The sequence below is a fragment of the Sphingosinicella sp. BN140058 genome, from assembly GCF_004135585.1.
Lineage (GTDB): Bacteria > Pseudomonadota > Alphaproteobacteria > Sphingomonadales > Sphingomonadaceae > Allosphingosinicella.
The window spans coordinates 1,097,618-1,109,849 of the sequence record NZ_CP035501.1; the positions used below are offsets into that span (position 1 = coordinate 1,097,618).

General features: G+C 66.5%; 12 protein-coding genes. 8 read left to right on the forward strand and 4 right to left on the reverse strand.

Annotated elements, in window-relative coordinates; translation table 11 throughout:
- The first annotated feature begins 10 nt into the window (after window positions 1–10).
- Entirely contained in the window at window positions 11–382 is a 372-nt protein-coding gene (locus tag ETR14_RS04920) for a hypothetical protein (RefSeq protein ID WP_129383627.1), read from the forward strand.
- A 20-nt stretch (window positions 383–402) separates the two neighbouring features.
- Here ETR14_RS04920 and ETR14_RS04925 read toward each other — a convergent pair whose 3' ends face one another.
- Window positions 403–1,806 (reverse strand): serine hydrolase, encoded by a 1,404-nt coding sequence (locus tag ETR14_RS04925; RefSeq protein ID WP_129383628.1) that lies wholly within the window; start codon window positions 1,804–1,806, stop codon window positions 403–405.
- Window positions 1,807–2,412: 606 nt separating this feature from the next.
- On the opposite strand from ETR14_RS04925, the gene ETR14_RS04930 reads away from it, so the two are divergent.
- The 5 genes from ETR14_RS04930 (at window position 2,413) to ETR14_RS04950 (ending at window position 7,616) form a co-directional block, all read left to right on the forward strand.
- Window positions 2,413–3,105: a hypothetical protein gene (locus tag ETR14_RS04930; RefSeq protein WP_129383629.1), complete on the forward strand. Its 693-nt coding sequence runs from the start codon at window positions 2,413–2,415 to the stop codon at window positions 3,103–3,105.
- Window positions 3,106–3,228: 123 nt separating this feature from the next.
- Complete coding sequence (locus tag ETR14_RS04935) at window positions 3,229–3,900, forward strand: TMEM175 family protein (RefSeq protein WP_129383630.1); 672 nt, start codon at window positions 3,229–3,231, stop codon at window positions 3,898–3,900.
- A gap of 82 nt (window positions 3,901–3,982) precedes the next feature.
- Entirely contained in the window at window positions 3,983–4,351 is a 369-nt protein-coding gene (locus ETR14_RS04940) for a hypothetical protein (RefSeq protein WP_129383631.1), read from the forward strand.
- 152 nt (window positions 4,352–4,503) lie between these two features.
- On the forward strand, window positions 4,504–6,642 hold the full coding sequence (locus ETR14_RS04945) for a TonB-dependent receptor (RefSeq protein ID WP_129383632.1): 2,139 nt from the start codon (window positions 4,504–4,506) through the stop codon (window positions 6,640–6,642).
- 323 nt (window positions 6,643–6,965) lie between these two features.
- Window positions 6,966–7,616 (forward strand): glutathione S-transferase family protein, encoded by a 651-nt coding sequence (locus ETR14_RS04950; RefSeq protein WP_129383633.1) that lies wholly within the window; start codon window positions 6,966–6,968, stop codon window positions 7,614–7,616.
- 81 nt (window positions 7,617–7,697) lie between these two features.
- Here the strand turns inward: ETR14_RS04950 and ETR14_RS04955 are convergent, their stop codons facing one another.
- The gene (locus ETR14_RS04955; protein WP_129383634.1) at window positions 7,698–8,435 is read right to left on the reverse strand and encodes a Bax inhibitor-1/YccA family protein; all 738 of its coding nucleotides are present in this window, start codon (window positions 8,433–8,435) and stop codon (window positions 7,698–7,700) included.
- 118 nt (window positions 8,436–8,553) lie between these two features.
- On the opposite strand from ETR14_RS04955, the gene thpR reads away from it, so the two are divergent.
- The gene (gene thpR, locus ETR14_RS04960) at window positions 8,554–9,123 is read left to right on the forward strand and encodes an RNA 2',3'-cyclic phosphodiesterase (RefSeq protein ID WP_129383635.1); all 570 of its coding nucleotides are present in this window, start codon (window positions 8,554–8,556) and stop codon (window positions 9,121–9,123) included.
- A gap of 30 nt (window positions 9,124–9,153) precedes the next feature.
- Here thpR and ETR14_RS04965 read toward each other — a convergent pair whose 3' ends face one another.
- Entirely contained in the window at window positions 9,154–9,963 is an 810-nt protein-coding gene (locus ETR14_RS04965; protein WP_206185969.1) for a fructosamine kinase family protein, read from the reverse strand.
- Window positions 9,960–10,421 (reverse strand): low molecular weight protein-tyrosine-phosphatase, encoded by a 462-nt coding sequence (locus tag ETR14_RS04970; RefSeq protein ID WP_129383636.1) that lies wholly within the window; start codon window positions 10,419–10,421, stop codon window positions 9,960–9,962. The genes ETR14_RS04965 and ETR14_RS04970 overlap by 4 nt, the downstream gene beginning before the upstream one ends.
- A 74-nt stretch (window positions 10,422–10,495) precedes the next feature.
- Here ETR14_RS04970 and ETR14_RS04975 point away from each other — a divergent pair, with 74 nt between their 5' ends.
- Window positions 10,496–12,127 carry an MFS transporter gene (locus tag ETR14_RS04975; protein ID WP_129383637.1) on the forward strand — a complete coding sequence of 544 codons (1,632 nt, stop codon included), beginning with the start codon at window positions 10,496–10,498 and terminating at the stop codon, window positions 12,125–12,127.
- Window positions 12,128–12,232: the final 105 nt, after the last annotated feature.

Sequence of the window (12,232 nt, forward strand, 5' to 3'; positions counted from 1 at the left end):
GCGTCGCGAAATGACGGCACTGGAGGGATCGTCGGAGATCGCGGTCGTGCTCGGCGACGAATGGGACGAGCCGCTGCTCGCCGACGTCGAGGCCATGCTGGAGCGGATCGGCGCGCAACCGATCTCCAGACATGGCGGGCTCGCCGGCACGCAATCCTGGTCGTCGGTGCTGTGGAAGCTCGGTGATGCCAGCCTCCTCGTCGAACGCGAGACCTACATGGGTCTAACCCTGTCCGGCCCGGGGCCGCTGGTGAACGCCGTTGCCGCGGCCGTGCTGGCCGAACGCAAGGCGGCCGATCCGCCTGCAACGCAGCAGCATCGGCGGCGACGGCGCTGGCGATCCGTATTTCGTGCTGCCCTCGACCGCATCTCTGGGCAATGACTTGGCCTCTGCGCGGGCCGTCAACGGTCCACAGCCGTGTCGCCGCGCAGAACCTGCCTGGGGTATGCGACCGGCGGTCCCTCACCGCGCGAATAGAGGTCGAGCCGCACGACGTGGCCGCGGCGATCACGGATCGGCTCGAAATAGCTCAGATCGTCGGTAACGAAGCGTAGCTTGCCGTCCCCATCGACGATCATCGGGATGGGCGGGCGGTCCGGCCGTACCAACGTGAGAGCATGACCGGTGACGGCGAGCGTACGCCTGTTTCGCGCATCGTCCCCGTAGGTCCCCGCCAGCGACGCGAGCGACTCCGCCGAGAGGAGGGCCGGGCGCGCGATCGGATAGGGTCTGCCGATTACGATGGCGGCAAGCCGGCGTGCCAGAGTTTGCGCATCGAAGCTGTCATTGTTCGCCAGCACCGCGATGACCGTGTCACGCGATGGGATATGGATCAGAGCAGAGGCGCCGCCGCCGATCTGACCGGTGTGCCCGATCACCTCCTCGCCCCTGACCCGCCACAAAGCGAGGCCGAGGCCGTAGCGATCCTGCACCGCCGCGGAGGCGCGCGCGGGGGTGGTCATTGCGGCGAAATACGGTGCGCGCACCACCTGTCCGTGGGCAAGGGCGCTGAACCATGTTCGTAGATCGTCCAGGGTCGAGTGCAGTGCCCCTGCGGTCTTCGGGCCCGACACGTTCCCCGGATCGGCATTGCGGAGTGCACCCGGCTCGCCAGAATAGCCCGCAACTCGTCCCGGAACGATCGTCGCCGCATCTGCGTAGCCGGTGTGCAGAAGGCTGAGCGGTCGGAACAGTCGATCCTGCAGCGCCGCCTCCCAACGCTGGCCCGAGCGACGCTCGATAATGCCGCCGAGCAGCACATAGCCGGCATTCGAATAACGTTGATCGCCTCCGGGGACGAACAGCAGCGGCCGGGCAGCGATCCGCCTAAGCTGTGCCTCGATTTGGATCTCGCCGGGACCGAAGGGCGGCAAAGGCGGCACGTCTGTATCGGCAATGCCCGCGGTGTGGCTCAAGAGCTGCCGCACCGTGATCCTCCGGTCGAGGCCGAGATCGGGGAGATAATCGCCGGCTGGCGCATCCAGAGACAATTCACCGCGCTCGACCATGTGTACGATCAGGCCCGCCGTGAACGTCTTGGTGATGGAAGCAATGCGAAAGACGTGGTCCGGGGTCAGTGGGACGCCGAGCGCGACATCCGCCATACCGTGCGCATTGCGGTAGAGGATCGCCTCGCCTTGCGCGATCAGGACGGCGGCGCCCGACCCCGCAGGATCGACCATCGAGGCAAGCGCCGCGTCCGCCTCCGTCTCAACCCGGCCACGATCGATCTCACTGGCTCCGGGCGCCGCCTGCGCGGCGGAACAGAGGAGCATGAACGGCACCGCAAACGCAAGAAGACGCATCGGTTCCTCCAATGGGTTGAAGCGATCTTCAGGTGGAGGGCTGAACGCCTGTTGAACCGTGGGGCGGGGCTGCAGCAGACATCGCAACGCTCTCTACTCCCCAATGTGGCTCATAAGCGATGGCCCCGATCAGCCGCCACGATCAAAACCGGCGGTCGGATAGTATCCCTCCAAAGCGGGGCAAAGAGTGGCTTGCATCAATACCGATGCACGGTGCAGCCTTGGTGACGAGGAGCAAAGATGGCAGGCGAGAGCAGCAATCTTGGACGAAATCAGGCGAGATCCATGCTCGCCTGCCTGTCCGCGTTTGTGTCGATCTTCCTGTTCTATGCACTGGCAAGCAGCAGATTGACTCCGATCCTCCTGCATGCGCTCGACCCCGGATCGTTGGAGACATCGCCGCCTGCCCCCTTCTCGCCCGCTGATCTTCCTCATACGCTATACTGGGCCGCAATCGCGCTGCTCGCAGGTGCCGTCGCGCTCGCCATCATATTGGCTTCGGCTGGGCTTCTAAGACGCTATTTGTCGCGCCGCCCGGCATTCGCGTCACTGCTCTTCTTGACCTGCATCTCGCTTGGAGCCGCCTGGCTGTCGTTCGACAGCAAAATGACGATGGTCGAGCTGCCCCGCATCCTCACCTGCGGCGCGCCCCACCCGCACATCCCGGTAAGCCGCGGTTTTCTGTGCGGAAACGCGACGAAGATCGGGTTCGGCGAGGTCTGGGACTGGCCGGACGGGGACTGGATCGGAGCGCTCCTGCGGCTCAAGATCCTGCTCAACATCCTCCGTCAAACCGCCGCCATCTTCGTCCTGGGCAGCATGCTCATCATCACCTCCGCAAGCCGGATGAGCGTTCGCCCTGAAAGCTATCGAGCGCGGCTGGCGCGGGACCACGTCATCTTGCGCCTGCTCGCGGCCGGCGGCATCACCTTATCGGCGATCACGCTCACCGACATCGTCTTCGCCAGCTGGCCCATCCATGCGGTAGCCCGAGCGACGCCCGGTGGCAGTCCGGTCCTCGCACAAGCGATGACGGCGCTCAGCTTCTTTTATGCGGCACTGGACAGCATCGTCCTTGCGCTCGCGCTGATCTTTTCCCGGGCTTTCATGACCCCGCGCCGGCGCTTCCCGCCCTCACGAGGCGCGCTGTCCGGATCGACCTGGCGATCGGCCGGCAACCTGCTGCTGCGACCATCGCTGATCAAGGCGCTGATCGCTTTGTCGCCGGTGCTGACCGCATTCTTCGGGAGCCCGCTGGTGCAGGCGATCATCGAAGGCCTCGACTCAGCAGCCGCATAGAGCCTGATCCTGTCGGATCAGACCATCGGCGTCACTCAAGCTCTGAACCAAGCGCAAGAGCGGCTGGCAATGCCATGCGCTTTCGGGCAGACCGCCGCAGTGGAAGGGTGAAAGGGGGACATCGTGCAACCGGATAGTTCGGACGGCCTTGCCGCGCATGTCGGGCCGCCGGCGCTGCTCGAGCGCCTGACCTTTTTCTCGGACGCGGTGTTCGCGATCGCGATGACGTTGCTGATCATCGAGATCCACGTGCCGCACCTCCCGCATGGTGCCGACAGCGCCGCCCACGTGCGGGCCCTCGCCGAACTGTTCCCGAGCTTCACCGGCTTCTTCGTGAGCTTCGCCGTGATCGGGGCGTTCTGGGCCGGTCACCACCGCGCGTTCGGCCTCGCCTGCCACTATGCGCCGGGCCTCGTACTGCCCAATCTGGCGATGCTGTGCGCGATCGTGCTGATGCCGTTCGCAACCGCGTATATGAGCGGGAATTATGGCGAGGTCGTTCCCACCGTTCTGTACAACGCGCTGCTGTTGGCGACCGGCCTGCTCAACCTGTTCCTGATCCGCAAGGTCACCGGCCGTCCTTATGCCGGGTCCGATGCCGACCCCGTGCAATTGGCCGCAGTCCGCGCGCGCGGCTGGGGCGTCATCTGCGGCGCCCTGCTCGCTCTGGTGACGAGCTTCGTCGCGCCAATCTACGCCCAGCCGGTGCTGATCACGATCCCCCTGTTCGCGCGACTCGCCATCGCACTCGCGCTGCGATCCTCACCCCACGCGCCGGAGGCCCGGGACGCCTGAACGGCTGCCGGGCGTCGCTCCGATCTCCGGAGCAGCGATGTGCAACTTGCAGCAGTTATGATATGACGTTACACATCCGTCCGTGCCGCGTCTCCTGACCCTGCTGATGATCATCACGCTCGTGATCGGCCACGGCATGTCCTATGCGGCCGCTGTCTGCCGGCACCACAATGTCCAGGACCATATTCTCGCTCACCGGAGCCGGGACTCCGCTGTCGCGGGCGCTGCGAAGGCGGAAGAAGATTCCGCGAAGCTGGCCGCCAAGAAGGCGCAGCGGACCGGCACGAACATGGCAGCCTGGGCCGCGGACATGCTGCCGCGCGGATCCTATGCCCCACCCCTCCGTGTCGCCGGCGCGGTTCCGTCCGGGCTGGGGCACGAGGCGCGGCTGATCGGCACCAGCATCACGCCCTTGTTGCGACCGCCACTGGGCGATCGGCGCCCGGTCTAACCGACACGTCGCGTCACGGAAGCACTCCGTAGGCGCCGTCTTTCGAGGACCGGACGATCATCGGCCCCGCCGCGCGCGGCCGGGCCTGCGGGTGCGCCGCCGTGCGCGCCTCGAGCTTCGATGCACCTTATCCGCACGAAAGAGATACCGACATGCTCCGTACCGCCCTTCTCGCAGGCGCCGCCTCGGCCCTGCTCCCCGGCCTGGCCCTCGCCCAGACCAATGCCGCCGCTCAGGATGATGCACAGCAGCCCTCCGGCCCGGCCGCTTCCACAGCCGTCGCCGCGGTGAACGAAAGCGCCGCGACCGCGCATGCCGATCATGCCCAGGAAATCGTCGTCACCGGTTTTCGCCGCAACCGTGAGGACATCCTCTCCGGCACTTCGGTCGTCACCGGCGCGGAACTCACCCGGGACCTCAGGCCGACGATCGGCGAGACCCTTGCGCGTCAGCCCGGGGTCAGCGCCACGGCCTTCGGCCCGAACGCGTCCCGTCCCGTGCTCCGCGGCTTTCAGGGCGAGCGGGTGCGCGTCCTCACCGACGGCATCGGCAGCCTCGATGCCTCGAACACAAGTGTCGATCATGCGGTTGCGGTCAATCCGCTGACCGCCGAGCGGATCGAGGTGCTGCGCGGCCCCGCTGCCCTGCTGTTCGGTTCCTCCGCGATCGGCGGCGTCGTCAACGTCATCGACGCGCGGATCCCGCGACGCGTTCCGGACGAGGCGGCCCATGTCGATGGCATCCTCACCTATGGATCGGCGGCCAACGAACGCTCGGCTAACGCGACCATCGACGTTCCTCTCGGCGGCAGCTTCGTCCTCCACGCCGACGGCAATTATTCGAACACCGACGATCTTGAAATCGGCGGCCATGTGCTTGCGCGCGCCCTGCGCAGCGAGGCCGCGGCCAGCGGCGATCCCGCGATCCGCGCGCTGGCCGACCTGAAGGGCAAGCTGCCGAACACCGCCGCCGAAACCTCAGACGTCGCGCTCGGCGCTGCCTGGATCTCGGGCGAGAACAATGTCGGCTTCTCGATCAATCGCTATGACAGCCTCTACGGTGTGCCGATCCGTTATTCGCTCGATCCCCAGGAAGAGCCTGAAGCGCCGCGCATCGACATCAAACAGACCCGGGTGGACGGGCGTGCCGAGATCGACACCGGCAGCGGCTTCGTCGACCAGGTCCGCGTTCGCGGCGGTTATTCGGATTACCGGCACGACGAGCTGGAGGACACCGGCGAAATCGGCACGACCTTCCTGACCAAAGGCGCCGAGGGCCGGGTGGAACTCGTGCAATCGCAGCGCGGCGGCTGGGGTGGCGGTTTCGGCGCCCAATATTTCCGGCGCCACCTCGACGTGATCGGCGAAGAGAAGTTCCTGCCGGAAAGCCGCACCAGCCAGTTCGGCCTGTTCACCTTGCAGAATTATCGCTCCGGCCGCTTCCGGGCCGAAGTGGGGGCTCGCTACGAGCATCAGAAGGTCAGTGCCGAGGCGGATGCCGATCTCGGCAACGAGGCGGAGAGGCGCAGCTTCGATTCATGGTCGGGCTCGGCGGGCGCCAGCTACGAGATCGCGCCCGGTCTGCGCCTGGGTGTGAACGGATCGCACAGCCAGCGGGCTCCTTCGGCCGAGGAATTGTTCGCCAACGGCCCGCATGCCGGCACCCAGGCCTTCGAAGTCGGTGACCCGGATCTCTCGCAGGAGAAAAGCTGGGGCCTGGAAGGGACGTTGAGCGCGCAGGGCGACGGCTACAGCCTCTCGGCCTCGGTCTTCCGCAGCTGGTTCGACGATTATATCTACGAAGCGCGCACCGGGGCGGTCGAGGATGGTCTCCCGGTCTTCCAGATCGGCCAGGCCGATGCGCGTTATTTCGGGATCGAATTCGAAGGATCGTTGCGCGTCGCGCGGGTCGGCGGCTTCGCCGTGAATCTGGACGGCGTCGCAGATTACGTCCGGGCGACGATTGACTCCGTCGGTCCCGCGCCTCGAATCCCGCCGCTGCGGCTCCTCGGCGGCATCGAGGCGCAGTCCGAGCGCCTGCAGGCACGGGCCGAGATCGAGTGGACCGACGAACAGGATCGGCTCGCACCGCTCGAAACGCCGACCGCCGGCTTCACCCTGGTCAACGCGTCCGTGTCCTGGCAGCCGCTCGCCCAGCATCCCGGCACGAGCCTGACCGTGTCGGCGAACAACATCTTCGACGTCGATGCCCGCCGCCATGCGAGCTTCCTCAAGGACGTGGCACCGCTGGCGGGACGCGACGTCAGACTCACAGCACGGCTCAGCTTCTGAGCTCCGGCTGGGGCCGGGTCGCCTGGCGCGATCCGGCTCCCTGCCCAAATCGCTCCTGCAGATGACTGATCCGAATGACGGCGCTCCCTCCCGCATCCACCGCCGCCTGAGGCACGGGTATCTCCCGGAAGGGGCGCTTCTGACGCCGATCCATCAAATGGCCTTGAACACTCTTACGTTCATGCTTTGTTCGTGATAGAGCAGATCGATCCACGGTAGGGCGCACGCGAATTGCGCGTGTTCCGTCCGAATGGAGCGGACGGGCGCTTTGCACGTCGAGGATGGGCCCGTAGAATCGGCCCGGACAGCAAGGGGAGCAACAGATGACCGAGACTCTCACCCTCTATACCAACCCGATGTCGCGCGGCCGGATCGCGCGCTGGATGCTGGAGGAAGTCGGCTGCAGCTACGAGACGGTGGTGCTCGACTATGGGACGACGATGAAGGATGCCGACTATCTGGCGGTCAATCCGATGGGCAAGGTGCCGGCGATCAAGCATGGCGACACGGTGGTGACGGAAGCGGCGGCGATCTGCGCCTATCTCGCCGATGCCTTCCCGGACGCGGGGCTGGCGCCGCCGCCGGGAAACGCCATGCGCGGGCCTTATTATCGCTGGCTGTTCTTCGGCGCCGGTCCGGTCGAGGCCGCGGTCACCGCCAAGTCGCTCGGCCTGCTCGCGCCGCCCGAACGCGCGGCCAATGCCGGCTACGGCCGGTTCGAGGATGTGCTCGACGCCCTGGAGAGCGCGGCACGCAGCGCCAGCCCCTACCTTTGCGGCGAGCAATTCACCGCCGCCGACCTTTATCTCGGCGCCCAGATCGGTTGGGGCATGATGTTCGGCACGATCGAGAAGCGTCCGGCGTTCGAGGAATATCATGCGCGCATCGCCGAACGCCCGGCCGCCAAGCGCGCCGCCGCGCTCGACGACGCCCTGATGGCCCAGGTGCAGCAATCGCCGCAGCAGGCCTCCTGATCCACCGAGCAGATGCCGACCAATGAAAAAAAGGCCCGGCGTTGCCGCCGGGCCTTTCATTTGTGACTTCGGCTGGGTCGCTTAGTCGCGGCTGCCGAGGAAGCTGAGCAGGAACTGGAACATGTTGATGAAGTCCAGATACAGGTTGAGCGCGCCGAGGATGGCGGTCTTGCCGAGCATATCGCTGCCTTGCACCTGGAAGTAGATGCTCTTGATCTTCTGCGTGTCGTAGGCGGTGAGGCCTGCGAACAGCAGCACACCCACCGCGCTGATTACCAGGCTCATCGTGTCCGAGCGCAGGAAGATATTGATCACCATCGCAACGAGAAGCCCGACCAAGCCCATAAGCAGGAATGTACCGAAGCCGGAAAGATCCTTTTTCGTCGTGTAGCCCCAAAGGCTCAGCGAAACGAAGGCAGCCGAGGTGGCAAAGAACGTCGCCGCGATCGAGGTGCCGCTGTAGAGCAGCGGGATGATCGACATGGAAAGGCCCATCACAGTCGCAAACGACCAGTAGAACGCTTGAAGCCCCCCCAGCGACATGCGGCTAAGGCGCGCCGCCAGGAAGAAGACCATTATCAACGGGGCGAATAGAACGACGTATCTGAGAATGCCGCCCCCGTAGAAAATCTGCTGGGCAACACCGGTCATGGCGGCGGCGTAAGCGACGATGCCGGTCAGCAGGACACCGGACGCCATGTAATTGTAAACGGACAGCATATAGGACCGCAGGCCCGCGTCGAAGGCGACGCTGTCGCGGCCGGCCGTCGTAGCGCCGAACGGCGCTGCGGTCCCGCGCGGGTCAAATCCATTAGCCATTGGAAACTCTCTCCTTTGACGGCGACCAGTCGCCGTTGCCCGCCAATATCGTGTTGTTTGGCTCGCGGTTCAAGGAAAACCGGTTCGCAGGCGTCCCCCATCGCGCTATCGCGCCGTCATGATCCGCCTGTTCGTCGCGATCCGGCCGCCGGCGCCGATCCGCAGCCAGTTGCTGGCGTTGATGGGCGGCGTGCGCGGCGCCCGGTGGCAATCGGACGACCAGATCCACCTCACCTTGCGCTTCATCGGCGAGGTCGATCGCCGCGTTGCCGAGGATATCCATGCCGCGCTTGAGGCGGTCCGCCATCCGCGCTTCGAAATCGCGCTGAGCGGCCTAGGCGCGTTCGACCGGCGGGGCGCACCGACCGCGCTGTGGGCAGGCGTCACCCCCCACGACGATCTGAAAGCGCTCCACAAGAAGGTCGATCAGGCGATCTCCCGCGCCGGATTGGAGCCGGAGCGGCGCGCCTACACCCCCCATATCACACTCGCCCGGATGAGCCGCGGCGGCGGCCCGGTGCAGCCGCTGATCGAGAGCGCCGGCGGAGTCTCGAGCGCGCCTTTCGCGGTCGACGATTTCCGCCTGTACGAAAGCAGTCTCGGCCCGGACGGCGCGACCTATGACGTCCTCGCCCGCTATCCCCTGGAGCCTGCTCACCTCAGGTTGCAGCGTTCAACTCCGACCTGAGGTGCGAAAGTTGCTCTCGGCTCCGCGCGATCAGGCTTCGATCCGGCCGAGCAGCCGCTCGACCAGATTGCCGTAGCTGCCGCCGAACAGGCGCAGATGGACCAGCGCCGGAAACAGCTGGTAGGCCGCCTGCCGCTCCGGCCAGCCCTCCGGCGGGCTGCCATAGGCCTGCCAGAAGGCCGCATCCGGCGTGTCGAACAGGGTCAGCATGGCGAGGTCGACTTCGGCGTGGCCATGATAACAGGCCGGATCGATCAGGGCGGCGAGCCTGCCGCCGGATACGAGGATGTTGCCGGTCCAGAGGTCGCCGTGCAGCAGCGATGGCGGCGGCGCGGCGGGCAGGATCCCGGCGAGCCGCGGCCCGACCGCTGCGATCCGCTCGCGCCACGGGCGATCGAGCACGGCGGCGGTCGCCTTCAGCCGCTGATCGAGCCAGAAAGCGGGCCAATCCTGCCCCTGACGGTTGTCGAGCGAGACCGTGCCGAGCGCATAATCGACCGGCCAGCCATACGCCTCTCCGAGATGATCGTGGAGCTGCCGCAGCGCCGCTCCGAGCGAACGCCAGGCCGAGGGGCTGAACACCCGGTCGTTGTCGACATGCTCGATCATCAGCACGCCGGCGAGCTCGCCCTCCACATGCGGCGCCGGCACACCGGCGCCGGCGATCGCACGCAGCATCGTTGCCTCGGTGCCGACGGCGGGACTGCCCTTGGCGACGCTGATCCGCCCGTCGAGACGACGCACCAGCAGCACTTCCGAGAGATCGCCGCCGGCGAGATGCTCCAGACGGTCTTCGGACAGACCGGTGAGCGTCGCCACGCGGCGGGCGAAGAAGCTCACGCCCGCGCCTTGAGCGAACGCGCCAGGCCCTGCGCACCGGCGACGGCGTCGCTCCACGCCAGATCGAAATGCGCATCCTCGCCGTAATACGGATCGGCGACCGCCTCGCCCTCACGCCCGGGTACGTGATCGAGTAAAAGCGACAGGTGCGCGCGTGAGCCCGGAGCCTGCATCCGGCGCAGATTGGCGAGGTTCTCGCGATCGAGTGCGACGATATGATCGAAGCGGTCGAAGTCGGCGGGCGAGACCTGCCGTGCCCGCAGGCCGCCGATATCGACGCCGTTCCGGGCCGCGACCGCGATCGAACGCGGATCCGGAGGACGTCCGACATGCCAGTCGCCGGTCCCGGCGGAATCGATCTCGACGTCGAGCCCGAGCCGCTCGGCCTCGCGCCGGAAGGCCGCTTCGGCCAGCGGCGAACGACAGATGTTGCCGAGACAGACGAAGAGAATTCGCATGCGGCCCAGCCTTGTTGCCAATACGCGCCGCTGTGCTAGCCATGTGATCAGACAATAACAACGAGGGCGAGGACATGGCTTCAGAGGCAGCCGATACCCCGGGCGCACCACCTTCGACGGCGCCTTCCCGCCCCGGAGTCGGCGCCTATGCCTGGTACGCCTTGTTCGTGCTGGTCCTGGTCTACGTGATCAACTTCATCGACCGGCAGATCCTTTCCATCCTGGTCGGCGACATCAAGCGCGATCTCGGCGTGTCCGACGCCCAGATCGGCTTCCTCTACGGCACTGCCTTCGCCGTCTTCTATGCCCTGTTCGGGATTCCGCTCGGCCGCCTTGCCGACAGCTGGTATCGCGGCCGGCTGATGGCGATCGGTCTCGCCCTTTGGTCGTCGATGACTGCCTTTTCCGGCTTCGCGACGACGTTCGGTATGCTGGCGACGGCACGGATCGGGGTTGGGATCGGCGAGGCGAGCGCCTCCCCGGCCGCCTACTCGATGATCTCCGACAGCTTTCCCAAGGAACGGCGCGCGACCGCTCTCTCCATCTACTCGAGCGGCCTCTATATCGGTGGCGCGCTCAGTCTGCCAATCGGCGGGCTGATCGTCAGCCGCTGGAGCCACGCCTATCCTGATCCCGCGACGGCACCGCTCGGCCTGGCCGGCTGGCAGGCGGCCTTTCTCGCCGTCGGATTGCCCGGCCTGCTTCTGGCGCTGTGGGTGCTGAGCCTGCGCGAGCCGCTGCGCGGCGCCTCCGACGGCCTGTCCCAACCGGTCGTCCGTCCCAACGCCTGGAGCGAATTCGGGCGGGAGCTCGCAGCCATCCTGCCGCCGCTGACCCTGATCAGCGTGTCGCGCATACCGGGCGCGCTCAAGATCAACCTCGCAATGCTGGCACTCGTCGTCGCCGTGGCCTACGGCCTCATCCGACTGACCGGCGATTGGCCGCAATGGAGCGCCTATGGCCTGGGCATCTATTCGGTCTTCTCCTGGATCCAGTCGCTCAAGGCCCGCGATCGTCCGGTACATCGTCTGATCTGGGGGACGCCGACCGTGGTGCTCCTGACGATAGCGTTCGGAAGCATCTCCTTCGTCACCTATGCCACCGCCTTCTGGCTGCCGCCTTATGTCGAGGCGACATTCTATGCCGGTCCGCTCGCCCACGCGCAGTTCATCACCGGGATGACGGCCAAGGAAGAGGTCGGCCTGATCATCGGCTGGTCCTCCGCCTTTGCCGCGGCCGCCGGCGTGATCCTGGGCGGCTACGTATCGGACCTGTGGCGGCAGCGCGATCCACGCGGGCGCCTGTTCGTCAACATGTTGAGCGTGGTGCTTCCGGTTCCGCTCGTCGCGTTCATGCTGAGCACCGACAGCCTCGGCGCGCTCTATGTCGTGACCCCGCTCGCCCAGATGTTCTCGTCGGCCTGGGTCGGGGCGGCAGTGGCAACCCTCCAGGACCTCGTCTTGCCACGGATGCGGGCGACCGCGGGCGCGACCTACATCCTCGGCACGACCATGGTCGGCCTTGCGCTCGGTCCCTATTTCGCCGGCAAGATGTCGATGCTGACCGGGGGCCTGGGCAGCGGCATCGCCTGCCTGTTCGTGATGCCGCCCTTGACCCTGCTCGGCCTGTGGTTCGCCTCGCGCCGGATCGCCGACCTCGAGGCGACCAAGGTCGAGCGGGCACGCGCCGCCGGAGAGACGATCTGAAGCCTGGCCGAGCCGCCCTCGCCGATTCGACACGCCACCGTCCCTGCGTGCGCCCGCTCTGCCGCATCGGCGCTTGCACGCGGCTTTCGTCCCGCACAGAGAGGC

Bases quoted from the DNA above. Each gene is read 5' to 3' on its own strand.
- thpR (WP_129383635.1), top strand. From the start codon at position 8,554: ATGATCCGCCTGTTCGTCGCGATCCGGCCGCCGGCGCCGATCCGCAGC.
- ETR14_RS04930 (WP_129383629.1), top strand. From the start codon at position 2,413: ATGACGATGGTCGAGCTGCCCCGCATCCTCACCTGCGGCGCGCCCCAC.
- ETR14_RS04955 (WP_129383634.1), bottom strand. From the start codon at position 8,435: ATGGCTAATGGATTTGACCCGCGCGGGACCGCAGCGCCGTTCGGCGCT.
- ETR14_RS04970 (WP_129383636.1), bottom strand. From the start codon at position 10,421: ATGCGAATTCTCTTCGTCTGTCTCGGCAACATCTGTCGTTCGCCGCTG.
- ETR14_RS04925 (WP_129383628.1), bottom strand. From the start codon at position 1,806: ATGCGTCTTCTTGCGTTTGCGGTGCCGTTCATGCTCCTCTGTTCCGCC.
- ETR14_RS04950 (WP_129383633.1), top strand. From the start codon at position 6,966: ATGACCGAGACTCTCACCCTCTATACCAACCCGATGTCGCGCGGCCGG.
- ETR14_RS04975 (WP_129383637.1), top strand. From the start codon at position 10,496: ATGGCTTCAGAGGCAGCCGATACCCCGGGCGCACCACCTTCGACGGCG.
- ETR14_RS04945 (WP_129383632.1), top strand. From the start codon at position 4,504: ATGCTCCGTACCGCCCTTCTCGCAGGCGCCGCCTCGGCCCTGCTCCCC.
- ETR14_RS04920 (WP_129383627.1), top strand. From the start codon at position 11: ATGACGGCACTGGAGGGATCGTCGGAGATCGCGGTCGTGCTCGGCGAC.